The 23,828-nt window shown below is 71.0% G+C and carries 21 protein-coding genes; 11 read left to right on the top strand and 10 right to left on the bottom strand.

Annotated elements, in window-relative coordinates; genetic code table 11:
* Positions 1-104: 104 nt before the first annotated feature.
* Entirely contained in the window at positions 105-1,526 is a 1,422-nt protein-coding gene (locus LNW72_RS13485) for a MarR family winged helix-turn-helix transcriptional regulator (RefSeq protein ID WP_250975631.1), read from the bottom strand.
* Positions 1,527-2,298: 772 nt separating this feature from the next.
* Between LNW72_RS13485 and LNW72_RS13480 the strand changes: the two genes are divergently transcribed.
* From LNW72_RS13480 to LNW72_RS13470, 3 genes are all read left to right on the top strand, one after another.
* A complete protein-coding gene (locus LNW72_RS13480; RefSeq protein WP_250975630.1) occupies positions 2,299-2,943 on the top strand; it encodes a hypothetical protein in 645 nt (214 codons plus the stop codon).
* Entirely contained in the window at positions 2,940-3,962 is a 1,023-nt protein-coding gene (locus LNW72_RS13475; protein ID WP_250975629.1) for a hypothetical protein, read from the top strand. The genes LNW72_RS13480 and LNW72_RS13475 overlap by 4 nt, the downstream gene beginning before the upstream one ends.
* 540 nt (positions 3,963-4,502) lie before the next feature.
* The gene (locus LNW72_RS13470) at positions 4,503-6,146 is read left to right on the top strand and encodes a TROVE domain-containing protein (protein ID WP_250975628.1); all 1,644 of its coding nucleotides are present in this window, start codon (positions 4,503-4,505) and stop codon (positions 6,144-6,146) included.
* A gap of 7 nt (positions 6,147-6,153) precedes the next feature.
* Here LNW72_RS13470 and LNW72_RS13465 read toward each other — a convergent pair whose 3' ends face one another.
* The 3 genes from LNW72_RS13465 to LNW72_RS13450 form a co-directional block, all read right to left on the bottom strand.
* Positions 6,154-7,011, bottom strand: a complete 858-nt coding sequence (locus LNW72_RS13465) for a PhzF family phenazine biosynthesis isomerase (RefSeq protein WP_250975627.1) — start codon at positions 7,009-7,011, stop codon at positions 6,154-6,156.
* A 126-nt stretch (positions 7,012-7,137) separates the two neighbouring features.
* The gene (locus LNW72_RS13455) at positions 7,138-8,070 is read right to left on the bottom strand and encodes a tyrosine-protein phosphatase (protein WP_285369547.1); all 933 of its coding nucleotides are present in this window, start codon (positions 8,068-8,070) and stop codon (positions 7,138-7,140) included.
* Between the two features lie 111 nt (positions 8,071-8,181).
* The gene (locus tag LNW72_RS13450) at positions 8,182-8,985 is read right to left on the bottom strand and encodes an SDR family oxidoreductase (RefSeq protein WP_250975626.1); all 804 of its coding nucleotides are present in this window, start codon (positions 8,983-8,985) and stop codon (positions 8,182-8,184) included.
* A 76-nt stretch (positions 8,986-9,061) separates the two neighbouring features.
* Here LNW72_RS13450 and LNW72_RS13445 point away from each other — a divergent pair, with 76 nt between their 5' ends.
* Positions 9,062-9,373 (top strand): 4a-hydroxytetrahydrobiopterin dehydratase, encoded by a 312-nt coding sequence (locus LNW72_RS13445; protein WP_250975625.1) that lies wholly within the window; start codon positions 9,062-9,064, stop codon positions 9,371-9,373.
* A 33-nt stretch (positions 9,374-9,406) separates the two neighbouring features.
* Here LNW72_RS13445 and LNW72_RS13440 read toward each other — a convergent pair whose 3' ends face one another.
* Both LNW72_RS13440 and LNW72_RS13435 read right to left on the bottom strand, forming a co-directional pair.
* A complete protein-coding gene (locus LNW72_RS13440; RefSeq protein WP_250975624.1) occupies positions 9,407-10,345 on the bottom strand; it encodes a DUF4429 domain-containing protein in 939 nt (312 codons plus the stop codon).
* 134 nt (positions 10,346-10,479) lie between these two features.
* Entirely contained in the window at positions 10,480-11,514 is a 1,035-nt protein-coding gene (locus LNW72_RS13435; protein ID WP_250975623.1) for a Gfo/Idh/MocA family protein, read from the bottom strand.
* A 197-nt stretch (positions 11,515-11,711) separates the two neighbouring features.
* On the opposite strand from LNW72_RS13435, the gene LNW72_RS13430 reads away from it, so the two are divergent.
* From LNW72_RS13430 to LNW72_RS13420, 3 genes are read left to right on the top strand one after another with little or no spacing between them, the layout of a single operon-like run.
* A complete protein-coding gene (locus LNW72_RS13430; RefSeq protein ID WP_250975622.1) occupies positions 11,712-12,980 on the top strand; it encodes a multidrug effflux MFS transporter in 1,269 nt (422 codons plus the stop codon).
* Positions 12,981-12,996: 16 nt separating this feature from the next.
* Complete coding sequence (locus tag LNW72_RS13425; protein WP_138357608.1) at positions 12,997-13,194, top strand: hypothetical protein; 198 nt, start codon at positions 12,997-12,999, stop codon at positions 13,192-13,194.
* Positions 13,160-14,260 (top strand): serine hydrolase domain-containing protein, encoded by a 1,101-nt coding sequence (locus tag LNW72_RS13420; RefSeq protein WP_374117238.1) that lies wholly within the window; start codon positions 13,160-13,162, stop codon positions 14,258-14,260. Before LNW72_RS13425 ends, LNW72_RS13420 begins: the two co-directional genes overlap by 35 nt.
* A 186-nt stretch (positions 14,261-14,446) precedes the next feature.
* On the opposite strand, the gene LNW72_RS13415 is transcribed toward LNW72_RS13420, so the two are convergent.
* Both LNW72_RS13415 and LNW72_RS13410 read right to left on the bottom strand, forming a co-directional pair.
* On the bottom strand, positions 14,447-15,640 hold the full coding sequence (locus LNW72_RS13415; RefSeq protein ID WP_250975621.1) for a YncE family protein: 1,194 nt from the start codon (positions 15,638-15,640) through the stop codon (positions 14,447-14,449).
* Positions 15,640-16,425 (bottom strand): polysaccharide deacetylase family protein, encoded by a 786-nt coding sequence (locus LNW72_RS13410; protein ID WP_250975620.1) that lies wholly within the window; start codon positions 16,423-16,425, stop codon positions 15,640-15,642. Before LNW72_RS13410 ends, LNW72_RS13415 begins: the two co-directional genes overlap by 1 nt.
* A 209-nt stretch (positions 16,426-16,634) precedes the next feature.
* Between LNW72_RS13410 and LNW72_RS13405 the strand changes: the two genes are divergently transcribed.
* Positions 16,635-17,327 (top strand): CDP-alcohol phosphatidyltransferase family protein, encoded by a 693-nt coding sequence (locus LNW72_RS13405; protein WP_285370293.1) that lies wholly within the window; start codon positions 16,635-16,637, stop codon positions 17,325-17,327.
* Between the two features lie 87 nt (positions 17,328-17,414).
* Here LNW72_RS13405 and LNW72_RS13400 read toward each other — a convergent pair whose 3' ends face one another.
* The gene (locus LNW72_RS13400) at positions 17,415-17,870 is read right to left on the bottom strand and encodes an adenylyltransferase/cytidyltransferase family protein (protein ID WP_250975618.1); all 456 of its coding nucleotides are present in this window, start codon (positions 17,868-17,870) and stop codon (positions 17,415-17,417) included.
* A gap of 229 nt (positions 17,871-18,099) precedes the next feature.
* Between LNW72_RS13400 and LNW72_RS13395 the strand changes: the two genes are divergently transcribed.
* From LNW72_RS13395 to LNW72_RS13385, 3 genes are all read left to right on the top strand, one after another.
* Positions 18,100-19,371, top strand: coding sequence for a glycosyltransferase family 4 protein (locus LNW72_RS13395; RefSeq protein WP_250975617.1), 1,272 nt, complete (start codon positions 18,100-18,102; stop codon positions 19,369-19,371).
* Positions 19,372-19,437: 66 nt separating this feature from the next.
* Positions 19,438-21,111: a polysaccharide biosynthesis tyrosine autokinase gene (locus LNW72_RS13390; protein WP_250975616.1), complete on the top strand. Its 1,674-nt coding sequence runs from the start codon at positions 19,438-19,440 to the stop codon at positions 21,109-21,111.
* A complete protein-coding gene (locus tag LNW72_RS13385) occupies positions 21,108-22,409 on the top strand; it encodes a hypothetical protein (protein WP_250975615.1) in 1,302 nt (433 codons plus the stop codon). The genes LNW72_RS13390 and LNW72_RS13385 overlap by 4 nt, the downstream gene beginning before the upstream one ends.
* Here LNW72_RS13385 and LNW72_RS13380 read toward each other — a convergent pair.
* The gene (locus LNW72_RS13380) at positions 22,314-23,798 is read right to left on the bottom strand and encodes an O-antigen polymerase (RefSeq protein WP_250975614.1); all 1,485 of its coding nucleotides are present in this window, start codon (positions 23,796-23,798) and stop codon (positions 22,314-22,316) included. The two genes, LNW72_RS13385 and LNW72_RS13380, sit on opposite strands and share 96 nt — an antisense overlap.
* Positions 23,799-23,828 lie beyond the last annotated feature (30 nt).

Below are 23,828 nucleotides of genomic sequence, written 5' to 3'. Positions count from 1 at the left end.
CCCTGTGCCGTCGACGAGTTCGCGGACCGTGGCACCCGCGTCGTAGCGCGTGCGTAGGTCGAGTCCTTCTTGGCGCCGTTCCTGCGCGTGACGGGGCAGCGGTTTCATGCGGCGGATTCCCACTCGTTGACGGCTTCGGCGTGTGCGGCGACCAACTCGTCGTAGGTGCGCTGATCGGCTGGGGTGATGAGGATGAGGCGGCCGTCGGTGGCGACCCGCCACTCCGGGGCGATGCGGCCGGTAGTGGGGTTGAGGACTGCACCACCGGGGAGCTGCCACCCGGGCGGGATGTCGTCGCCGCGTGGCGTGGGCACCAAGATCTGGCGGCCGTCGCGGACGATGACCAGGGCCTTGCTGCGGTGCTCCGAGAGCTGTTCGAGTGGTTGCCGATAGGCCACGCGCTCGGTGGCGTGGAGGGCTTTGCGCTGTGCCGCGATGCCTGCGGTGGCGTAGTGCTGGGCGATGGGGTCCCAACTCCACTCCGCTTGCCTCTCCGAGAGAGGAGTTTGGGCGTGGGACTGGCTGATGCTCTCCAGGGCATGGGGCGCCAAGGCCCAGGTCGTACCGTTTCGGTGGACCACGCCGTGGGCTGCTAGGCGTTGCAAGGTCCGGTAGGCGGTAGCGCGGGACACCGAGGCAGTGGTGATCAGTTCCTTGGCGGTCTGGCCGGGCCTGAGGTGGAGTGCTCCGATGACCATCAGGCCGGGACTACCGAGACCGCGGTGGGCGAATGCGTCGTGGCCCATGAGGCGGCTGATGACGGTGGAGTCGATGTCGGCCGTCACGGTTGTCTCAGGGGCGGACCACTCCTCAAGGTCCCGGTCGGGGGGGAACTGAGTGGTCCTGTAATGAGACGAGGAGGAAACGGTCCGGTGTGCGTGGCCGTCGTCGAGGTACCAGGTGGAGCCTTCGATGCCGTGACCCACGCGCAGTCGGCGGAGCCACCCGCCCGGCTTCAGTACGCCTTCGTAGGCCCTGCGCAGGGTCTGGCGGGATATCCCCGCCTCTTCCGCTGCCTGTCGTTCACTGGCGGCATGCTGGCGACCCCCGGCAGTCTCGGCGAAGTTCAGATGGGCTCGCAGGACCCGCAAGGCGGTACGACCACGTTCGCCGCGCCATGGGGTGGTCTCGATCCGGTCGCGCAGGGACGCGAGGTCTTCGTGGGCATGGTGCCGGGACTCCACCGCCACGCTGCTGCTGATCGCCGAGCAGGCGTTGGCCCATACGCGGTGGACGTAGTCGCGGGCCCGAGCGTGACCAGAACGCAGCTCGATGGTCCGGGCGTGGTGGCCGCCCTGGTGGTCGGGAGGCATCAGCAGGTGCATCAGCTGGTCGAAGGTTCCGCCGAGGCGAGCGACGTGGCAGGCGATGGCCGCGGTGATCCGGTGGCCATGATCGGACTCGCCCTGCCGGTCCGGGCGCAGCACGACGCTCCGTTTGTCGGCGCTGAGCTTGCTGTAGCTGCCCACCGCGTACTTGCCGGTGAGATCACCGTGCAGGACCAGGTCAGCAGCAGCCTGGGGCAACTGATGGAGTCCGAGGGGGTGATCGAGCGGTGGAGGTGTGCCGTGTGGCATGTGGGTCTGTCCCGCAAGGACGAGGATGCTCACCCAGGCCGGCTAAACCAGGGGTGGCATCCGGAACCGACCTCCGAACGGTGCCAGCGAAGCCTCCAGGATTGCCGTCCTGAAAGGGCTTCGGTGTGTCTGGCACCATGGGAGGCAGACGTCCCCAACGCGGCTCGACCGAGGGCGACGATCAGGGCCAAGCAGAGTGACTGCCTCTGATTGCCTCTGAGCGTCGGGTCGAATCGGGGTCGAACCAGAGCGATTGGCTCTGATTGCCTCCGATTGCCTCTGCAACCCGTCCTAGCAGGTCACAACCGGTTCTAACTCCATAGGTGCAGGTCAGAACGGTGTGGCCGATGAACCCGGCGTACAGGCCGACTCGTCCGCCGCCTGTACCGCCCCGCTGGTCAAAGGGTGTTTTCGGGAGTGCGACGGTCGTCGAAGCCAGCCTGCTGGTGCTGAACTCGGTTCGAAGGCCTGCCGATTGGCGCGGAGCCTCAGCACGGACCGGTGCGTGACCGTGTGCCATGCCCGCCCCTCCGTGAGGCGCAGCCGGGGCGCGCACAGCACTCCGCGTGGCTCACGGAGGCCCTCTCGTGCCCCGTATGACCCATGTGTAGTGTCATGGGTTCTGAGTACGGGGCTGTGGGCGGGGCACGGGGCGCAGGTGAGACGCGTTGATGAGTCCGGTCCGGCGGTGTCCGCCGACCGAAACGGGAGCTTGTCGATCATGCGTGTCCCCACCGCGTTCGCTGCTGTCAGCGTTGCGACGTCCGCCGTCTTGCTGTTGTCCGCCTGCGGGGGCAGTGACTCCACGACTTCGGACAAGATCGCAGGTGTACCTACGGGCTCACCATCCGCCTCGGCGGCGCCTACGACCACGATCGTGGCCGGACGTCCGGTGGTCACGTTTCCGGCAGATGCCAAGGACGTTTTCGAGGGCCAACACACCGGAGATCCGGTCAAGGACGCGGTGCTGGCCGACAATGCTCACTGGGTCGAGTCGATGGACGACGCCATTTTCCAGGGAACCACGAAGACCAAAGCCTTGGGATTTTACGGCAGCGGAAAGGGGTTGGAGTCTTCCCTCGCCTTCGTTCAGGGTGCTCTGAGTAAGGGCTTTACCTGGACGGGGGAGGTTCGATTCTTCCATCGCAAGGCGGCCATCCTTGATGATGGCTCGGCTTCGGTGATCTATTGCTCCGATGAGAGCAAGGAATTCCTGAAGCATCGAAAGACCGGAAAGATTGACAACACTCCGACGACCGCTGATAGTTACGTGCTCTACAACACGCACCTCAAGAAGAACCAGCAGGGCGTTTGGCAGACTGACAACGTGGGGTCGGTCAGGGGAGCCAAGCAGTGCCAGCCGTGACCTTGCGGGCGAAGGCCGCCATCGTCTTCTCGGCACTGTCCCTGCTGGCTCTGATGCCGGGCATCGCCCATGCCGGTGGCGGTGGTGGAATCGGCAATGTCGGCGGTGGCACGACCGATCCGGGCAAAGGAACGATCGCGGCAGCCGTCGGAGTCCAGTACAACAAGGGTCACAACGGTAGCGGCGACGGTGCCGGGCCGCTGACCCCCGTGGGGACATGGGCGCCGCCGGCTTGCTGGTATCAGCCCATGTACACCCCCGACCAGCTCAAGGCGTCGTCCGAGGGCGTCTGGTCGCAACCGTCCGTCGGATATATGTGGGTCAACGCGCAGCGTGACCGTTACGTCGACGGTCACCCGTACACGAACTTCAATGCGGACAAGGCCGGCAAGGGATTCTGGTGGGCCGGGTACGCCGACCCCTCGCGGTATGCCGATCCGAAGGCGTTCAGTTGTACCGATGAGCCCTTCTGGGTCGACAAGGGCGAGCCCGCCCCGGCGGGGCATCCGAACGCAGTGACTCCGGCGATCCTGGCGCAGCTGGCGTATGCGCAGATCCTCATTCCGCAGGGCGCTGCGACGATGAATCCGGCCGGCAACCAGACGGTGAATCTGCCAACCTGGGTGTGGCTGAACGGTAAGCAGTTCCACCCGGTGTCGGTGACCGCCTATCTGCCCGACTACGGAATCTCGGCGACGACGACCGCTACCCCGGTCAGCATGCACATCGACCCGGGCACGCCGGACGCCACGGTCTACCCGGGGTCCGGAAACTGCCCGCTGGATGCCAACGGACATGTCGGCACGCCCTATGCGGCAGGCGCCACGGGTAATCCGCCGTGCGGGGTGACGTATCTGCGCTCCACGAACAGCACCGGCTCGTACCACCTCAAGGCCACAGTCACCTGGCACATCAGCTGGACCGGCACCGGCCAGGCGAATCCGAAGGACCTCCCGGAAGGGACCTTTGGAACGCCGCAGGACGTCACGGTGCGAGAAGTCCAGACGATCAACCGCTGAACGCCATATCGCTCGGGGACACAAACGATGGCGGATCTCGCCATGACCGGCGTCGCCCCGCCGCCCCGGGCGCAGCACGATGCTTCGCCTGCTGGCGCTGCGCTTGCTGTGGCTGCCGGTGAGGTCCCTGTGCAGGAAGAGGATCCCACCCGGCCCGTGGTGTGATGGCTCGCGGGCTGCTGGGGCGTCGGAAAACCTGGTGAAACCCCGGCGGTTGGTCATTAGAGTCGGGCATGTCCAGGTGCGCAGGCCGGGGTTACTTCCAATGGTAATGGTGGTGTCGCGGGTTCGAGTCCCGTCGCCGGTTGTGAGACCGGTGTAGCTCAGTTGGTAGAGCACATTGTCACCTCAGCCGACTCTGATCTCTGGACGCTTGTTCTCTGCACCTCCCGGTGCGAAGGCGACGGTTACTTCTCTGGTTGAAACGCGTTCACGCGTGGGGTTCAAATCCCCTCGACCGCCGCCAAGACTGATCTCGGGAGGCAACAGCACCGGCAGGTCCGGTGTGTGGCGCCTCCCCTCCTTATGGGGGGTTTCTTCATGTCCCGTTTCAATACCCGTACGGCCAAGCCGTCCGTCGTCTCGCCCGTGGCCAGCTCGGGGGAGCGGAGCGTTACGCATCAGGGTGGGGCCGGATATCTGCGTGATGCCAAGAGCGAGCTGTTCCTGCTCGCGGTCGCGAACTTCGTTGGGCAGGAGTCCTTTTACGAGACGGGCGGGCAGCGTGACGACCGTTTCACGGCTCTGGTCCGGCAGCTCGCTGTCGAGGACCCGCGGTGGACGGCGGCGCTGCTCGGGTGGCTGCGGGGGGACGGCAATATGCGGACGGCGGCCATTGTCGGGGCCGCGGAATTCGTCAAGGTGCGGCTTGAGAACGGGACGGGCGAGACGGCGACTTCCGGCGTTTCCAACCGGGCCGTCGTCGATTCCGTGCTGCGGCGGCCGGACGAGCCCGGTGAGCTGCTCGCGTACTGGACCGCTCGGTACGGCCGTAATGTGCCCAAGCCGGTCAAGCGCGGTATCGCGGATTCGGTGCAGCGGCTCTACAGCGGGAAGTCGCTGCTGAAGTACGACACCGCGTCGAAGGGTTACCGGTTCGGCGACATCCTCAATCTGGTGCACGCCGCGCCGGACGCCGGAAAGGCTTGGCAGGGCGAGCTGTTCCGTTATGCGCTCGACCGCCGGCACAACCCCGACACGGCGGTGCCGCCGGCGTCGAACCGGACGCTGACCGCGCACCGCGCGCTGATGGCGGTGCCGGTCGCGGAGCGGCGGGCGCTGGTGACCGGGTCCGACGGGGCGGCGCGGCTGGCGGCGGCGGGGATGACGTGGGAGGCGCTGGCGGGGTGGCTGCAGGGGCCGATGGACGCCGCGGCGTGGGAGGCCGTGATCCCGTCCATGGGGTACATGGCGCTGCTGCGCAATCTCCGCAACTTCGACGAGGCCGAGGTGAGTGACGAGGTCGCCGAGGGGGTCGCGAAGCGGCTCGCCGACCCGGAGCAGGTGGCGCGGTCGCGTCAGCTGCCGATGCGGTTCTACTCGGCGTACAACGCGGCACCGTCGCTGCGCTGGGGGTACGCGCTGGAGAAGGCGCTCACCGCGTCGCTGGCCAACATCCCGGTGCTGGGCGGCCGGACGCTGGTCATGGTGGACACCAGCTCGTCCATGGAGGCCGGTTTCTCCCGGGACGGCACGCTGATGCGCTGGGACGCGGCCGCGCTGTTCGGGATCGCGCTGGGACAGCGGTGTGCCGGCGGCGATGTCGTGTCGTTCTCCAGCGCCCGCTACTACGTCAGCGACAAGCCGGGAGCGCGCACCAAGGCGTTCCCGCAGCCGCGGGGCGAGTCGCTGCTCAAGGCCGTCGGCCGGTGGAAGGACGGCGGCTGGTTCCTGGGCGGCGGCACGGACACCGCCGCCGCGCTGCGACAGGAGTTCAAGGGGCATGACCGGGTGGTGATCGTCACCGACGAGCAGGCCGGTACGGACACCCAGGAGGTCACCGTGGCGATCCCGGCCACGGTGCCGATGTACACCTGGAACCTCGCGGGCTACCGCGCCGGCCACGCGCCGTCGGGTGGCGCGAACCGCCACACGTTCGGCGGGCTCACCGACGCGGCGTTCCGCATGGTTCCGCTGCTCGAGGCCGGGCGCGACGCCAATTGGCCCTGGGAGAACGCGGTCTGACGAAAGATCAGGCCGGGATGGCGGCCCCCGTTCCGCTCACGCGGATGCGGGGGTCGTCCGCACGCAGTTCGACGGTGAGGACGCCGGGGCGGCCGAGGTCGTCGCCCTGGTGGAGGGTGAGGACGGCGGGCGCGGTGACCAGCCGCTGGTCGCGGAGGTACGCGCCCAGCGCCAGCGCGGCCGCGCCGGTGGCCGGGTCCTCGACGACGCCGCCGACCGGGAACGGGTCGCGGACGTGGAAGACGGAGTCCGAGGCGCGCCACACCAACTGGACGGTGGTCAGGTCGAGGCTGAGCATGAAGGCGGCCAGCCGCTCGAAGTCGTAGTCGAGCGCGGCCAGCCGCTCGCGGGTCGCGGCGGCGAGCACGAGGTGGCGGGCGCCGGCGTAGGCGATCCGGGGTGCGAAGGCCGGATCGAGGTCGGCGGCCGGCCAGCCGAGGGCCGCGAGCGCCTCGGTGACAGCCGCGTCCGGGATCTCCTCGACCTTCGGCTCGACGCTGGTGAGCGTGGCGCGCAGCGCGCCGGAGGCGTCCGGTGCGACCGTGACCGGGATCTCGCCGGCGGCCGTCGAGAACAGCAGGTCACCCGCGCCGATCCGCTCGCCGAGGGCGACCGCTGTGGCGACCGTGGCATGGCCGCAGAACGGCACTTCGGCCTTCGGGCTGAAGTAGCGGACGGTGAGGGAGCGCCCCTGCGAGGCGGTGATGAAGGCCGTCTCCGAGTAGCCGACCTCGGCGGCGACGGCGAGCATCTCCGTCGCGCCGAGGCCGGAGGCGTCCAGGACGACACCGGCCGGGTTGCCCCCGGCCGGGTCGTCGGAGAAGGCGGTGTAGCGAAGCACCTCGGTGCCGTGAATCGACGTCATGACCTGCACCAACGACGACCACCGCCACGATGTTCCCGGAGCCTGGTCAAGCCTCCCGGACCGCTCCCGGGCCCCTCCCGGGCCCCTCCCGGGCCCCTCCCGGGCCCCTCCCGGGCCTTTTGCGGGTCAGGCGACCAGCCGCAGGCGCAGCCGTACCAGCGTCGCCGGGTCCAGGCCGAGGCCGTCGGTCAGGAAGCGGCCGAAGGATCCGTAGTCGTGCTCCGCCTGGTCCCGGAAGGCCGCGAGGTATTCCGTCCTGACCTCCTGGAGCGGGATGAGGAGGTCCGGGTTCTGCATCAGGCCCAGTTGCTTGACCTGGTCGCGTACGGCCCGGTCGGCGGCGGCGCGCAGGTCGTTGGAGAGCAGGTAGTCGGCGGTGGTCGTGGACTGCGGTACGCCGACGGCCCGCAGGACCGTGTCGATCAGTACGCCCGTACGGTCCTTGCCCGCGGTGCAGTGGACCACCACCGGGCCCGTGGAGTCCGCGATCCGGCGGATCGCGGCGCCGAGGGCGGCGCGGTTCGCCGCTGACGTGACGAAGCCGCGGTAGGCGGTCCGCATCCGCTGCGCCGCCCGGTTACCGCCGAGGGCCGCCTCCTGGGCGGCCGGGTCGGCGCTGCCGACGACCTGCGCGATGAACAGGTACAGGCCGGTGTCGTCGACGGGCAGCGCGACCGGTACCGGCCCGGCCGGGAGCCGGTCGGCGCCGTCGGCCTGGACCTCGGAGGGGCTGCGCAGGTCGATGACGGCGCGCAGTCCGAGCCCGGCGAGGGCGGTGACGCCGGCCGGCGGGATCTTGGCCAGGCTCTCGGTCCGGTAGAGGGTTTTCCACCGGGTGGTGGCGCCGTCGTAGGTGCGGTAGCCGCCGGTGTCCCGGGCGTTGACGGTGCCGGGGACGGTGAGCACCCGGCTGTGCGCCGCGGCCGGGGCCGGCGCGTACGCCTGGGTTTTTCGGGCTGCCGGAGGGCTCGTCCCCGCCGCTTGGGCGGCGGGGACGAGCGGTCCTGCGAGGACGAGTGCGAGGGTGAGCGCGGTGGCGGCGCGTGCTCCGGTCCGCATACGGGGATCCCCTTCCTGGTCGGGAGCGGGACCGTAGCGCGAGGATCTTGAGAGCGGAACAGCTTTGCTGACGAATAGTCAACAAACCGCGGTCCGGCGGAGTCCGGCCGGTCAGCCGCGCCCGATGTACGGCATCGCCGTCGCCATCACCGTCGCGAACTGCACGTTCGCCTCCAGCGGCAGCCCGGCCATGTGCAGCACCGTGCGCGCCACATCGGTCACGTCCATCACCGGTTCCACCGCCGTCGTGCCGTCGGCCTGCTGGACCCCGGTCGTCATCCGGGCGGTCATCTCGGTCGCCGCGTTGCCGATGTCGATCTGGCCGCAGGCGATCCGGTACGCGCGGCCGTCCAGGGACAGGGACTTCGTCAGACCGGTCACCGCGTGCTTGGTGGAGGTGTACGCGACGCTGTTCGGGCGCGGCACATGCGCCGAGATCGAGCCGTTGTTGATGATCCGGCCGCCCTGCGGGTCCTGCTCCTTCATCGCCCGGAACGCCCCCTGCGCGCACAGGAACGCGCCGGTGAGGTTGACGTCGACGACCGAGCGCCACTGCTCGTACGTGAGGTCCTCCAGCGGCACCGGCGGCCCGAACATCCCGGCGTTGTTGAACAGCAGGCCGAGCGGCCCGAAACCGTTCCGCACCGACGCGAAGAGCCGGTCGACGTCCTCGGGCCGGGTCACGTCGGCGGGCACGACGAGGGTGCGGCCGCCTGGCAGCGCTCCGGTGTCCCCGGCCGCCCCCGCGTCCCCGTCCGACTGCGCCGCCGCCAGCCGGGCGGTCTCCTCCAGCGCCTCCGCACGGCGGCCCGCGAGCGCCACCGACCAGCCGGCTCCGGTCAGCGCGAGCGCCACCGCGCGCCCCACGCCGGATCCGGCGCCCGTCACCACTGCCACCTTCTGGATCTCACTCATGGCATCGCAGGGTATGCGGTGCGAGGATGGAGATCAGCGCCGACCCGAAGGTGACCACCGTCCCGCAGGAGGCCGTATGCCGATCGTCGACCCGCTGTCCGACAAGGAGATCGCCGACCGTCTCGCGGAACTCCCGGGCTGGGAACTCTCCGCGGACGGGACCGCTCTCGTCCGTACGTACCGGCTGGCGCACCTGCCCGCCGCGATCCTCGCGGTGCACATCGCGCAGGTGCAGGCCGAGCTGGACCACCACTCGGATCTCACCCTCGGATACGACACGCTCGGCGTGTCGATCACCACGCATTCGGCCGGCAGCCGGCTGACGGCGAAGGACTTCGGCCTGGCCGCCCGCATCGCGGCCATCGCCCCGGGCCACGGAGCGCAGTAGCCGGCACAAGCCCGTGGGCGCAGAAGGCGACGGTCAGCCGAACCGGCGCAGCAGGGCGGACTTGGCGGCGGTGAACTCCTCGTCCGTCAGTATCCCGTCGCGCTTGAGGTCGCCCAGTTCGCGCAGCCGCCGCAGCAGCGCGTCCGGGTCCTCGGCGTGGTCGGTGACCTGCGCCGGGACGGCGTCCTCGGGCGCCGGCACCGGCGGCTTGGCGAGCAGTTCGGGCCGCCGGCCGGTCTGACCGGTCTGGCCCGTCTGACCGGAGTCGGAAGGGTGCGGCAGGCGCGCCGCGACGGCCGCGGCGAGGAGCGCGGTGTGCCCGAGCTCCTTCTTCAGGCCCCACAGGACGATGCTGTTGGGGTCGTGCTTGGGCGGCTGGGTGGTGGCCTGCGCGCCCTTGACGCGGAAGCGCAGATGCCCGTTCTCCAGGCCGACGTTGGGGCGCCACTCCACCCCGGCCAGGTCGCCGAGCGCCAGTTCACGGGCGCCGGCCGACTTCTTGCCCTCCTCCGCCATCCAGTTCCAGGTGATGGCCACCCGGTCCCCGTCGAAGGTCGCGGCACCGTCGCCGCCGCTCGCCGACAGGGGCACCTTGGGGCCGGGCAGCAGATAGGAGTCGGTCGGGCCGGTCGGCACCTGGTCCAGCAGCAGGGCGTTGCGCACCTCGTCGGCGAAGTACTCGGCGACGCCCGTACGGTCCGGGTCCACGGCCACCTGGTACGGATCGGCGGCGTCCGGCAGGCCGCCGCCCGTGGCGTACAGGAGCGGGTCGGCGCCGTCCCGCAGCCGCAGGCGGAGCCTGCCGCCCTTGCGGCCCGGCTCGTAGGCGATGCCGGCCACCGCGTGAAGCGGCACGGCGACCTCGCCCAGCGTCTGCCGGAGCTTGTGCACCCCCCGGTCACGGCCTGGGACGATACGGATGACCTTGTCGTCGAACGTCCAGGTCCCGTCGTGCGTCAGCAACTCAGCCATGGACCCGATCCTAATTCTCCGGGCGCCGTGCGCCGGGCCCTCCGGAGGATCCCGGGCCTCACGAACAGAGCCCCGCGAACAGAGCCTCACGAACAAAGCCCCGCGAACAGAGCCCGACGACCCTCAGCGATCCGTCACTCGCCCGGGTACCGCACCCCGATCTGCTCGCGGACGGCGTCCAGGGTGCGCATGACGGCGAGCGTCCCCGCCAGCGGCACGAGCGGCGACTGGGTCTCGCCGGCCCGCAGGCACCGCATGACCTCGGCGGCCTCGTGCCGCAGGCTGTCGCGCTCCGGGACGTCGGTGACCTCGGAGAGCAGGTACTCCCGGGGCTCGTGGCCGTCGCGGTGGAGGGTGAAGCGGTCGGGGTGGAAGTAGCCGTGCGGGATTTCGATGCGTCCCGTGGAGCCGGTCACCGAGGCGGTGACGGGGGTGCCGGAGGTGATGGAGCAGCTGAGGAGGGCGAGTGCGCCGCTGTCCCAGCCCAGGACGATGCCGGTGTTGTCGTCGACGCCCTCCGGGGTGAGGTGGGCGGTGGCCCGGACGGTGTCGGGCTCGCCGAGCAGCAGGTGCGCGAAGGAGACGGGGTAGACGCCGAGGTCGAGGAGCGCGCCGCCGGCCTGGGCGGGGTCACGGAGCCGGTGGTCGGCGGCGAACGGGCCGGCGATCCCGAAGTCGGCGTGGATGGTGGTGATCTCGCCGATGGCGCCGTCCCGTACGAGGTCGGCCATGCGCAGGATCAGCGGGTTGCAGTACATCCACATCGCTTCCATCAGGAAGCTGCCGCGGTCGGCGGCGAGGGCGGTCAGCTCCGCGGCCTCGCGGACGTTGACCGTGAACGCCTTCTCGCACAGCACGGCGCGGCCGGCTTCCAGGCAGAGCCCGGCGGCGGTGCGGTGCGCGGAGTGCGGGGTCGCGACGTAGACGACGTCGAGGCTGTCGTCCTGGGCGAGCTCGGCCCAGCTCCCGTAGGCGCGATCGATGCCGTAGCGGTCGGCGAAGGTCTTGGCGGAGCCGATACTGCGGGAGCCCACCGCGACGACCTCGGCGTCCGGCAGGGTCAGCAGGGCCTCGGTGAAGGTGGCGGCGATGCCGCCGGTCGCCAGGATCCCCCACCGGATCGGCCGGTCACGGCCCACGCCCCCCGCGCCGCCCACGGCGCCGCCCACAGCGCCACCCCCAGCTCCGGACGAGCCGGATGAACCGGATGCGCCGGACGAGCCGGAAACGCCTTCTATGCCGTGTCCGCCGTCTGCGCCATGCTCGTCGTGCCCGCCGTGCACCATGCGTCCGCCTCATCAGGTCTCGACCACGTGTGAATGCCTGAAAGGATAGGCAAGGTTTCAACGATTATCGGGGGTGCCCCATGCAGGAAGCCGGCCCGAGCGCCGACGCGCGAATATCCGACGCGCAACGGCTCGCCGTGCAGCGCCGTACCGGGTGGCTCGTCACGCTGGTGCTGGGCGGGCTGACCGCGCTGGCACCGCTCTCCATGGACATGTACCTGCCGGCCCTGCCGAAGGTCACCGACGCGCTGCACAGCCCGGCCGCGACCATCCAGCTCACCCTCACCGCCTGCCTGGCCGGCATGGCGCTCGGGCAGCTGGTCGTCGGGCCGATGAGCGACAAATGGGGGCGCCGCCGTCCGCTCCTCGCCGGCATGGTGGTCTACGTCATCGCCACCGCCGTCTGCGCCTTCGCGCCCAGCGCCGAGCTGCTGATCGCCTTCCGGCTGTTCCAGGGCCTGGCGGGCGCCGCGGGCATCGTCATCGCCCGTGCCGTCGTCCGTGATCTGTACGACGGCGTCGAGATGGCCCGGTTCTTCTCCACCCTCATGCTCGTCTCCGGGGTCGCCCCGGTCATCGCGCCCGTCATCGGCGGCCAGGTGCTGCGGCTCACCGACTGGCGCGGCGTCTTCGGCGTCCTGACGGTGATCGGCGTGCTGCTCACCCTGCTGGTCTGGCGGCAGCTGGACGAGACCCTCGCCCCGGCGGACCGGCACAGCGGCGGCCTCGGCGAGACGCTCTCCGCGATGCGCGGGCTGCTCGCCGACCGGGCCTTCACCGGCTACATGCTCGCGGGCGGCTTCGCCTTCGCCGCGCTCTTCGCGTACATCTCCGCCTCGGCCTTCGTCGTGCAGGACATCTACGGCGCGTCCCCGCAGACCTTCAGCCTGCTCTTCGGCCTGAACTCGGTCGGTCTCGTCGCGGTCGGCCAGCTCAACGGCAAGGTGCTGATCGGCCGGTTCAGCCTCGACAAGGCGCTCGGCGTCGGCCTCGCGGTCATCACGCTGGCCGCCGTGGCGCTGCTGGTGATGGCGTCCGGGATGTTCGGCCGGGTGGGGCTCGTCCCGATGGCGGCGGGCCTGTTCGTCCTGATGTCGGCCATGGGTCTGGCGCTGCCCAACACGAACGCGCTGGCGCTGATGCGCACCAAGCACGCGGCCGGCTCCGCGTCGGCCCTGCTCGGCACGACCTCGTTCCTCATCGGCGCGGTCGTCTCGCCGCTGGTCGGGATCGCGGGGGAGCACACGGCGGTCCCGATGGCGGTGGTCCAGCTGGTCTGCGCGCTGATCGCCGTCGGATGCTTCGCCGGGCTGTGCCGCCCGTGGCGTCGTAGGGTGGATGCACCGTAGTCATCAGGAGGCAGGAATGTCCGAGCCGATCGACGGGAACCGCTGGGCGTTCAAGACCGCCGACAGCGTGCTGCACACCGGGTCCGAGAACGCGGTCGATCCGGAGGACCTGGTGATGCTCTCCGGCCGCGAACCCACTCCCGCCCGTATCGAGAGGGCCCGCAAGGAGCTGGAGGAGCATGGCGCCGCCGCTGTCGAGAGGTACCTGCCCTGAGGCCGGCCTCGACGCCGGAGAGCTGCGGCGGATCGTCCCCGGGCTGAGGACCGCCCTGGAGCCGTCGCCGGACCACCCCTGGTGCGCGGGAGCGGTCGTGCTCGCCGGGCGTGGCCAGGTCGTCGCGCTGCACGAGGCGGTCGGCTGGGCGGTGCGGTACGCGGGCTACGACGCGGCCGCCGACCGCGGTGTGGAGCTGCCGCCGGAGCGGTGGGTGCCGATGCGGCCCGACACGGTCTTCGACCTGGCGTCCGTCAGCAAGCTCTTCACGGCCGTCGTCGCCGCTCGGCTCCTGGACCTCGACCGGCCGGTCGCCTCGTACGTGCCGGAGTTCGCCGCCGCGGGCAAGGCGGACATCACCGTACGGCAGCTGCTCGACCACACCTCCGGCTTCCGGCCCGAGCTGCCGTTCTACGACCTGCCCACCGTGCCGGCCCGGCTGCGGCTGCTGTGGGACGAGAAGCCGCTGCACCCGCCGGGCACCGTCCGGATCTACTCCGACCTCAATCTGATCGCCCTCCAGCAGGTGCTGGAACGGGCCACGGGACAGCCGCTGGACGTCCTGGTCAGGGACGGGATCACCGGGCCGCTCGGGATGACCGACACCGGCTACAACCCACCCGCCGCCCTGCTGCCCCGGATCGCCGCGACCGAGGACCAGCGGCGGCCCTGGGGCAAGCTCGACCGCGGCATGGTGCACGGCGTCGTGCACGACGAGAACGCCTACGCGGCGGGCGGGGTCAGCGGGCACGCGGGGCTCTTCTCCACCGCGTGGGACCTGGCCCTGTTCTGCCGGGCGCTGCTCGACGGCTGCGGGCCGTACCCCGGCTTCGAGACCGACCACCCCGGCCAGATGGGCGAGCTGGCCGGCCACGGCGCCGTCGGGCACAGCGGTTTCACCGGTACGAGCCTGGTGATCGACCCCGCCACCGACACGTTCCTGGTGCTGCTCACCAACTCGGTGCACCCCAGCCGTACCTGGCGGGAGGGCAGCGCGCCCCGGGCCGCAGCCGCCACCTGCCTGGCCCGGAGCGTTCTGAAGGCGTCGGAGACCTCGGGGCCCTAGAACCCCGGGGCCCTAGGGTCTGTCGTCTGGATCTCCGTGGGGGAAGGAGCGGTGTCCGGTGCGTGCAGCTGCAAGGCGGAGGAGGGAGGCGACGCGGAGCGTCGTCGACCGACGACAACGCGGCAGATGTGCGTGCTGGACACCGCGACGCCGCGGAGATCCAGACGACAGGCCCTAGGCCACGGCCTAGCGGAAGATGCCGGTGTGGCCGAGCGAGTAGCGGCCCGGCTGCGGGTAGACGGCCAGGCCGTGCGGGCCCGAGCCGACCGGGATCTTGGCGATCGTGTGGCCGTCGGTGGTGTCGATCGCGTAGACCTCGGCGTTGTAGCGCCCCGACAGCCACAGCACCTTGCCGTCGGCGGACACACCGCCCATGTCGGGGCTGCCGCCGCCCGGGATCTCCCACTTGTGGATGAGCTTGTTGGTGGCGAAGTCCAGCACCGACACCGACCCCTCGCCGCGGTTCGAGATGTACATCGACTTCGAGTCACGGCTGACGTAGAGGCCGTGGCAGCCCTTGCCGGTGGGCATCAGGGTCGGCTTGGAGAACGTGTCGCCGTTCAGCACCCACATGCCGTCGGCCATCATGTCGGCGACGTACCAGGTCTTGCCGTCGGGGGACATCTTCACGTCCTGCGGCATCGCGCCGTCGAACGGCAGCCGCTGCTTGCCGACGATCTCCATCTTCGCGGTGTCGACCTTGAGCAGCTCCGCGGAGAACTCGCAGGAGACGATGAAGTACCGGCCGTCGGGCGAGAAGTCCGCGTGGTTGACGCCGTAGCAGGGCACCGGGACGGTCTTCTTGATCTTCATGCTGTGCGCGTCGCGGAAGACCAGCTCGCGGTCGAGGGAGGCCATCACCACCGCGTACTTGCCGTCCGGGGTGAAGTACAGGTTGTAGGGGTCGTGCACCTGGACCATGGATCCGGCACGGCCGGTCGCCGGGTCGATCGGGGTCAGCGAGTTGCCGACGTCGTTGTTGACCCAGAGCGTCTTGAGGTCCCAGGACGGGACGACGTGCTGCGGCTGCTCACCCACCGGGATCGTCTCGATGACCTTGTACGTCTTCGGGTCGATCACCGACACCGTGTTGGAGTTGGTGTTCGGCACGTAGACCCGGGACGGGAAGCCCTTCACCACCGGGGAGAGCGCGTTGGGGCGGTCCGCCGAGTAGACGTCCTTCGGGTCGAGCACCGGCGGCATGCCCGGCAGGCCCTGGGGCAGGATCTTGGCCGGGGCCGACCTGACGGCGGCCTTGGTGGCCGCGGGAGAGGGCGCGTGCTGTTCGGTGCCGTCCTTCCCGCAGCCCGCGGTGGCGGTCACGAGGGCGATGGCGACGGCGAGCAGGGCGGCGGGGCGCACACGGTACACAGGACGCATCAGGTCAGTAGCTCCGTCGTGGTCACGGCGCGCAGCCCGCGCCGTTTCAGGTCGTCGAGGATCCCGGGCAGTGCGGCGATCGTGCCGGCGTACCCGAAGTGCAGGCTCACCACGGATCCAGGGCCGACGTCCTTGGCCACCTTGGCCCGGACGGCCCCGGTTCCGGGTTCGGTGAAGTCGAGGGAGTCCACGTCGTACGCGAGGACGTGCTCGTATCCCGCCTGCCGGGCGAGGCGTTCGACGAGCGGGGTGGCCAGCCGGGCCTGGGAGGGCCGGAACCAGCGGCCGGGCGAACCGGTGAGCTTGCGCAGCCGGTCCGCGCAGCCGGTGATCTCGGCGGTCGCGGCGGCCGCGCCCATCGCGCAGATGTTGCCGTGGGTCTGGGTGTGGTTGCCCAGCTCATGACCGCCGTCGAGGATCCGGCGGGCGAGTTGCGGGTACTCGTCGAGCCACTCGCCGACGGCCAGCACCGTCAGCCGTGCCCCGGCCTTCTCCGCCTCGGTCAGCAGGGCGGTGGCGATGGCCGGTTCGCCCCGGCCGTGGAAGGTGAGCGCGACCTGGGGGCGGTCTCTGGGCCCGTGCTCGATCTGCGCGGGCAGGCCGGGCGGCAGCGGTGGCAGTGCGGGGCGAGCGGAGGCGGATGCGGCGGGCGGGTGCTCGGGGGGCGCCTTGCTGGCCGCGGGATCCGGGGAGGCCCCGGCGGCGGAGGGCCGGCCGTCCGCACAGCCGGTGAGCAGCGCTCCGGCGGCGGCGACCTGCAGCACGGTACGGCGGGTCATGGACATTGAGGACCACTTTAGGGCGCAATGCCCGATCTTTTGATGTTATTGGGGCGGCGCGGCGCGTGGCGGAGTCGGCTGACATGATGTGGACCCGCGGTACGCGAGCGGCCATTGGTGTGCCGGGGGCATGCCGCAGACAGGATGACGTGGGGGGCTACGTGGCGGAGACAACGGCAGTTCGGGAGGCCGGTTTCGGCACCGCGCTGCGAGAACTGCGCACCGCGCAGAAGTCGGCGAAGGGGGTGTCGCTGTACTCGCGCTACATCAACCGGCCCGCCGGCCGGGTGCTCGCCGCGGCCGCCTACCGGGCCGGACTCACACCCAATCAGGTGACGCTGGTCAGCATGGCCTTCACCTACAGCGCCATCGCGGCGGTGGCGCTGGTGCGCCCGTCCTGGACGCTGTCGGTCGCGGTCTACCTCGCGCTGGTGATCGGCTTCGCCTTCGACTCGGCCGACGGCCAGCTGGCGCGGCTGCTGCGCCGCGGCAGTCCGGCGGGGGAGTGGCTGGACCATGTGGTGGACTGCGGGAAGATCACCGGCGTGCACGCCGCGGTGCTGATCTCCTTCTACCGCTTCTTCGATCTGCCGGGCGAGGGCTGGCTGCTGCTGCCGCTGGGCTTCCAGTTCGCCGCCGTGATGATCTACGTCGGCGGGCTGCTGACCGAAAAGCTCAAGCCGAAGGCCGCGCCCGGATCCATGCCGGCCGCCCCGTCGCGGATCAGGGCCGTGGCCCTGCTTCCCGTCGACTACGGGGTCTTCTGCGTGGTCTTCCTGGCGCTGGGCGGCGGGCGGGCGTTCCTGTACGCCTACGCCTTCCTCGGCGGGGTGTACGTGCTGTTCCTGGGCGCGTTCCTGGCGAAGTGGTTCCGCGAGCTGAAGGCCGTGGGCGCCCCGGCAGCTTGAACCCCGGCGGCTTGATCCCTGGCCGCGTGCTCCCCGGTCGCTTGAACCCTGGTCGCCTGATCCACGGCGGCCGGGGAGACGGGCCGCTCAACCGTGGCGCCCGGCGCCTTCCGGAGTGACGGGCTCGGTGAGTATGTCCAGTGCCCGGCGCAGCTGGGTGCTGGACGTGTGCACGGTGTACGGGAAGTACACGACCTCGACGCCGACCGCCGCGAAGTCCCGCTCCAGGCGGGCGCCCTTCTCGGTGCCGCGCCAGTCGTCGCCCTTGAAGATGACGTCGAAGCGCACCTGCTGCCAGGTCTCCACCTTGTCGGGAACGGTCTCGACGAAGGCCGCGTCCACGAAGCGCACGCTGCGGACGATCTCCAGCCGCTCGATCAGCGGGACCATGGGCCGGCGCCCCTTGGCCAATTCGGCCATTTCGTCGGAGACCACCCCCGCGACGAGGTAGTCGCACTGGCTCCGGGCATGCCGAAGGATGTTGAGATGCCCCACGTGGAAGAGGTCGTAGACCCCTGGCGCGTAGCCGACACGGTGTGCCACGAAACGACCCCCCAGCCGTACTGCTCCGCCTGGTGATGCCCAAGGCGATGGTGAGTCTCAGACGATAGCCGGACGTCGCAGATACTAAGCGACGATTTGCGAAACGAAGACCGGCTGGAATCGTCAACATGTAGCACTGGTGAACAGTTAGGGTAGACGCTTGGTCACTTCTGGGGGAACGGGGCGCGCTGTGTCGGCTCTTGACAGTTTTCGCCACAAACGGCTGTTCTTGGTTTCAACCAATTACGCGCCGGAACACACGGGCATCGGGCCGTACGCCACGCAGATCGCCGAACACTGGGCCGCGGGTGGGGCCGAGGTGGCGGTGCTCGCCGGCATGCCGCACTACCCCGCCTGGGAGACGGACCCGGCCTACCGGGGCGTCTGGCGGGCCGAGGAGGAGCGCGGCGGGGTGCGGGTGCACCGTCGCCGGCACACCGTGCCACCGCGCCAGACCGCGGTACGCCGTGCCCTCTTCGAGGCGTCGGTGCTCGTGCACGGTCTGCTCGCGCCACCGCGCGTCCGGCCCGACGTGGTCGTCGCGCAGCTGCCCAGCCTGGCCGGCGGCGTCCTCGCGGCGCGCACCGCCCGGCGGCACGGTGTCCCCTATGTCCCCATCGTGCAGGATCTGATGGGCGCCGCCGCCAAGCAGAGCGGCATCAGCGGCGGGGACCGGGCGGCCGCCGCCGCGAGCGCTGTCGAGGCGTACGTGCTCAAGCGGGCGACACTGGTCGGCGTCATCCACGAGAGCTTCACCGACAAGGTCGCCGCGCTCGGCGTACCGCGTGAGCGGATACGCGTGGTCCCCAACTGGTCGCACGTGGCGCGCCCCTCCCGGCCCCGCGCCGAGATGCGCGCCCGGCTGGGCTGGCGGGAGGGCCAGACCGTCGTCCTGCACTCCGGCAACATGGGGCTCAAGCAGGGCCTGGAGGTGCTGGTCGAGACCGCCCGGCTGGACCCGGCCGTCCGCGTCGTCCTCATGGGGGACGGCAACCAGCGCGAGCAGCTGCGCGCGCTGGCCGGCGGGATACCCAACCTGGAGTTCATGCAGCCGGTCGACGACGCGGACTTCCCCGACGTCCTCGCCGCCGCCGACGTCCTCGCCGTCACCCAGCGCGCGTCCGTCCTCGACATGAGCATCCCCTCCAAGCTCACCTCGTACTTCGCCACCGGCCGGCCGGTCGTCGCCTCGGTGGCCGCCGAGGGCGGCACGGCGGAGGAGGTGCTGCGCTCCGGCGCGGGCGTCCTGGTGGCGCCCGAGGACCCGCACGCGCTGCTGAAAGCGGTGCTGGCACTCGCCGAGGACCCGGAGTCGGCCGACGAGCTGGGGTCCAACGGACCCCGCTACGCCGACGCGCACCTGAGCCGTACCGCGGGCCTGGACCGGATCGACGCCCTCGTGGCCGAGGTTCTGGAGACCGCCCCGCCGGCGCCGTCCGCGCCACCAGTACCATTCGCCGAATCCGCGCAGGCCGCGGAGCCCGCGCATTCGGACACCTGATCCGGTGACGAACACGCATAATGAGCGAGCGCATGGGGAGCGCACGCCTGAGGGGGTTTCACGCACGTGATCGAGCAGCATGACGAACCGGACCTGTTGCGCGACCAGTTCCGCCAGCTGATCCGCTACCGGGTACTGATCGTGGCCGGAGTGGTGATCGGGCTGCTCGGCGGCGCCGTACTGGCGCTGTCGGGAGCGGACAAGTACGTCGCGACGAGCGAGATCACCGTCCGGGCCGCCACCGTGAACCCGTTCGCCACCGGTGCCACCCCCGACAAGATCCTGAACATGGGCTCCGAGCGGCAGACCGCCGCCAGCGGTGTCGTCGCGGAGCGTGCGGCCAAGGCGCTGGGACAGCCGGAAGCGGCCACCGAACTGCTCGCCAACCTGCAGGTGACCAACCCCCCGCAGACCACGGCACTGGACTTCGCGTACACCGGCCGCAGCCCGCGGGAAGCGGCGGCCCGGGCCAACGCCCTCACCCAGGCCTACCTGGACAACCGGCAGCAGCAGACCGCGTCGAGCATCACGATCATGGTCAACGGCTACAAGACCCAGCTGGACCCGCTGGTGAAGCAGTCCGAGGCGCTGCGCAAGCAGATCGAGAAGCAGAAGGACCCGTCGAGCGTCGCCACCAACACCAACGCGCAGACCAACCTGCTGGGCCGGATCTCCGAGCTCAACGGCAACATCAGCGAACTGAAGGCCCTCGACACCACCTCGGGCAACGTGATCCGCACGGCCGTCCCGCCGACCTCGGCCGCCGGACTCGGCCTGCCGATGGCCCTCGGCCTGGGCCTGGCCGTCGGTATCGCCATCGGCCTGCTCGCCGCCTGGGTGCGGCTGGTCTTCGACCCGGCCGCCCGCTCCGACAGCGATGTGGCGCGCGCGCTGCGCGCCCCCGTCCTCGGGACGCTGCCGCGGGTCCGCGACGGCCGTGAGCCGGCTCCGCTGCTCGCCCTGGACAACACCGAGAGCCGGCTCGCCGAGGCGTACCGCTCGGTGGCCTTCCGGCTCGCCTACGACCAGCGGTTCGCCGACCGCCGACGGCTGCTGGTGGTCGCGCCGCGCGGCTCCAGCGAGACCGCCACCGCCGTCTCGGTCAACCTCGCCGCGTCCTTCGCCGAGACCGGCATGGAGGTCCTGCTCATCGAGGCGGACCTGCGCACCCCGACGCTGGCCGACCGGCTGCGCTCCGGCGACGGCACCCGCCCCGCCTGGGCCCGTACGCCCTCGGTGGGCGACGGTGGCTGGCCGGCCGGCCACCAGATCTCCATCGACGCCGGTGAGTCCGGCTCCTTCGACCTGGTGCCGGGCCGCCGGGTCCGCAACGTCGCCCGCGCGCTGACCTCGGTACCGGCCACCCGGCTGATCTCCGAGGCCGACGCCCCGAAGTCCGCGGTCATCGTCCACGCGCCCGCCGTGCTCGCCTACGCCGACGCCCTCGCACTCGTCGACCGGGTGGACGGCGTCCTGGTGGTCTGCGACCCGCGCGAGGTGCACCGGGCCGACCTGGAACGGGTCCGCGAACTCATCAGCGGCGCCGGCGGCACCGTGCTCGGCGCGGTACTGCACTCGTCGGGCAGCACCGGATTCACCCTGCCGTGGCGCCGCAACGCGGACAGCAAGGCCCCCCTCCCCGTGGCGTCCGCGGAGGACGCCGGCAGCGCCCCCGTGTCCCCGGCGGCCGACCTGCTGGAAGCGGTCCTCCCGGAACCCGAACGGTCGCCGGTGTCATGAGAGTCCCGGGGGCGAAAGCCTCCATAGCCTGCTCCGTCGCGGACCAGGGAGTGTCGGCGCTCACCAACATCCTGGTGCTGGTGGTCGCCGCGCGGCTGTCCAGCGCCGCCGGGTTCGCCGTCTTCTCCATGGTCTACATGGTCTTCACCATTCTGCTCGGCGTCGGCGTCAGCTACGTCGGCCAGGCGCTGGTGCTGGTCCGTGGTGACGACCGGGTGATCCGTGCCGCCTGCCGGTCCGCGGCGCTCTTCACCGTCGCCGCGTCCACCGTCATCGGGTTCACGGCCGCGGCCGTGCTGGCCTTCGTGCCCGGCGACACCGCCGCCGCGCTCGCCGTGCTCGGGCTCATCCTGCCCATCGCGCTGACCCAGGACGGGATCCGCTACTGCTTCTCGGCGCTGCGGCTGCCGCACTACGCTCTGGCCGCCGACCTCGTACGGCTCGCCGTCGCGCTGCCCGCGCTGGCCGTGCAGCCGCACGGCGCGGGACCCGCCCGGCTGGTGGCCGTCTGGGGCCTGTCGGCGCTGCCCGCGCTCCTCACCGCCATCGCCCTGCTCGCCCCGCTGCTGCGCGGCCTCCCCGCGGACCTGCGGAAGTATGTGCGCCGCGGCCACCTCGGGCAGCGCTTCGTCGTCGAGTTCGGGGTCGGCAACGGTTCCAGCCAGCTGGCGATCCTCGGCCTCGGGCTGTTCGCCACCCCGCTGGCGGTCGGCGCGCTACGCGGCGCGACCACCCTCTTCGGACCGCTGAACGTCCTGTTCAACGCCTCGACGGCGTTCGGCCCGCCGCTGCTGAACCGGACGGAGAGCGTACGCGGCCAGGTCCGCGCCACCGCGGTGCTCGCCGCCGTACTGGCCACCGTCGCCGCGAGCTGGGCGACCGTGCTGTACCTGCTGCCGGACCGGATCGGCCGACAGCTCCTCGGCGACACCTGGCCGAACGCCGTCCATCTGCTGCCGGCCAGCGGCAGCCAGTACACCGCGATGGCGGTCGGCACCTGCGGGCTGCTGACGCTGCGGGTGCTGCGCCCGCGCACCACGCTGCCGATCCAGGTGGTCTTCTCCCTGGCGGCGGTGGCGTTCATGCTCACCGGCTACGCGCTGGGCGGTGTCCTCGGCGCGGCCTGGGGCCTGGGTCTCGGCTCCGTCGCCAAGGCGGTCGCCACCTGGCTGCGGATCGGCTCGGTCAGCGCCTCGGCGGCGTCAGCGCAGGAGCTTGCGCGGGTCGGTGCGGAACGAAGTGACCATGGCGAGGCACAGCACGGCGATCCCGATCCGGCCGGAGGCCTGGAGAAGTGAACCGCGCAGCAGGATGAAGGAGTAGCCGGCGATCAGCGGCACGATGATGGCCGTCATGTCGCCCGGCCGCCCGCCGTCCGCGGTGCGCAGCGCGTACCGCCGGTCGCCGCGGGCCGCCAGATAGCCGACCCCCAGGAAGCCGCCGGTCATCCCGAGCGGTCCGAAATCCAGCCACAGTTCGGACCACAGCGGTGAGGAGAGGTTGGTGTTCTTGTTGCCCATCCACTCGCCGAGCATGATGCCGGTGTCCAGCGCCTTGTCGGGCCAGGCGGAGCGGGGCACGTAGAAGAAGACCGCGGCGGCGAGCTGCCGGCCGTAGGTGTGGCCTGCGCCGGAGTGCACCTCGGTGATCGCGTTGGCGAACATCACCGTCTGGTCGTAGTCCTTGCGCGCCAGCGGCTCGAGGACCGAGTTGGTCTCCATGGGCTTGTAGTCGGCCGCGTCGTAGCGGAACCGGTCCATGAAGGGGAAGACCAGCAGCGCCGCGACGACGCCCAGGGCCAGCGCGGAGCGGTACATCACCGGGCTGCGCGGGAACGCCGTGAACAGGACCGAGAACAGCACGGTCAGGAACCAGAACCGGGCGTTGGATATCGGGTTGTTCACGACGACGTTCAGCCCGGCGGTGGCGATCCACAGCAGGATCGGCAGCGGCCGCCGGCGCGCGATGCGCGAGGTCACCAGCCAGCGGGTGAGGAAGAGCAGCGCCAGCAGGGCCGGCACCGTCCCGAAGCCGCGCAGCGTCGCGGAGCCCGCGTGCGAGCCGGCGGTGGCCACCCCGGTCTCCGCGAGGGTGTCGCTGATCTCCTGGCGGCTGCTGAACAGCACCGCGGGCCCGCCGAGCTTCATGACGTAGTAGCTGCTGGCCACGAACGCCAGCAGCACCAGCAGATACAGCCGGCGCGGGCTCACGGAGGCCGCCGGGCGCTCCTTGCGCCCGGTGCGCACCGGGCGGTGCCGGGCCAGCAGGACGCCGACGTCGAAGGCCACACAGCCGACGAGGGTCAGCGCGAGGGCCGCCGACAGATCGCTGCGCGGGCCGACCAGCGGGGTCGGGACGCGGCCCAGGACGAGCTGGGCGAGCGAGGCGACGCCCATCGCCGCGTAGACGAACAGCCAGAACGACCCCTGGATGAGCCGCCGGCGGCGGGTGGTGAGGATCATCGACGACAGCCGGGCCCCGGCGTAGCAGGTCAGCGCGAGCTGCAGCCAGTACGCCTCGTCGTGCACGCCCGCACCCGGCTGGAGGGCCACGGCGGCGGGCAGGAAGACGACCAGACCGAGCACCAGCGGCACCGCCAGGGCGCGGGACAGCACGGCCCGCGGGGACACCGCGGGCACCTCGGGCCGCCTCGTGCCCGTTTCGGCTCCCCGTACGTCAACCGCCATGGCTCCAGCCCCCCACTCCGTGCGACCCGG

It is taken from the genome of Streptomyces sp. RKAG293, from assembly GCF_023701745.1.
Classification (GTDB): domain Bacteria; phylum Actinomycetota; class Actinomycetes; order Streptomycetales; family Streptomycetaceae; genus Actinacidiphila.
This window is presented reverse-complemented; position numbering and strand designations above follow the sequence as displayed.

What these genes read in the sequence shown, in the direction of transcription:
- LNW72_RS13480 (WP_250975630.1), top strand. Translation starts at nt 2,299, where the DNA reads ATGCGTGTCCCCACCGCGTTCGCTGCTGTCAGCGTTGCGACGTCCGCC.
- LNW72_RS13470 (WP_250975628.1), top strand. Translation starts at nt 4,503, where the DNA reads ATGTCCCGTTTCAATACCCGTACGGCCAAGCCGTCCGTCGTCTCGCCC.
- LNW72_RS13465 (WP_250975627.1), bottom strand. Translation starts at nt 7,011, where the DNA reads ATGACGTCGATTCACGGCACCGAGGTGCTTCGCTACACCGCCTTCTCC.
- LNW72_RS13455 (WP_285369547.1), bottom strand. Translation starts at nt 8,070, where the DNA reads ATGCGGACCGGAGCACGCGCCGCCACCGCGCTCACCCTCGCACTCGTC.
- LNW72_RS13450 (WP_250975626.1), bottom strand. Translation starts at nt 8,985, where the DNA reads ATGAGTGAGATCCAGAAGGTGGCAGTGGTGACGGGCGCCGGATCCGGC.
- LNW72_RS13445 (WP_250975625.1), top strand. Translation starts at nt 9,062, where the DNA reads ATGCCGATCGTCGACCCGCTGTCCGACAAGGAGATCGCCGACCGTCTC.
- LNW72_RS13440 (WP_250975624.1), bottom strand. Translation starts at nt 10,345, where the DNA reads ATGGCTGAGTTGCTGACGCACGACGGGACCTGGACGTTCGACGACAAG.
- LNW72_RS13430 (WP_250975622.1), top strand. Translation starts at nt 11,712, where the DNA reads ATGCAGGAAGCCGGCCCGAGCGCCGACGCGCGAATATCCGACGCGCAA.
- LNW72_RS13425 (WP_138357608.1), top strand. Translation starts at nt 12,997, where the DNA reads ATGTCCGAGCCGATCGACGGGAACCGCTGGGCGTTCAAGACCGCCGAC.
- LNW72_RS13420 (WP_374117238.1), top strand. Translation starts at nt 13,160, where the DNA reads ATGGCGCCGCCGCTGTCGAGAGGTACCTGCCCTGAGGCCGGCCTCGAC.
- LNW72_RS13415 (WP_250975621.1), bottom strand. Translation starts at nt 15,640, where the DNA reads ATGCGTCCTGTGTACCGTGTGCGCCCCGCCGCCCTGCTCGCCGTCGCC.
- LNW72_RS13410 (WP_250975620.1), bottom strand. Translation starts at nt 16,425, where the DNA reads ATGTCCATGACCCGCCGTACCGTGCTGCAGGTCGCCGCCGCCGGAGCG.
- LNW72_RS13385 (WP_250975615.1), top strand. Translation starts at nt 21,108, where the DNA reads ATGAGAGTCCCGGGGGCGAAAGCCTCCATAGCCTGCTCCGTCGCGGAC.
- LNW72_RS13380 (WP_250975614.1), bottom strand. Translation starts at nt 23,798, where the DNA reads ATGGCGGTTGACGTACGGGGAGCCGAAACGGGCACGAGGCGGCCCGAG.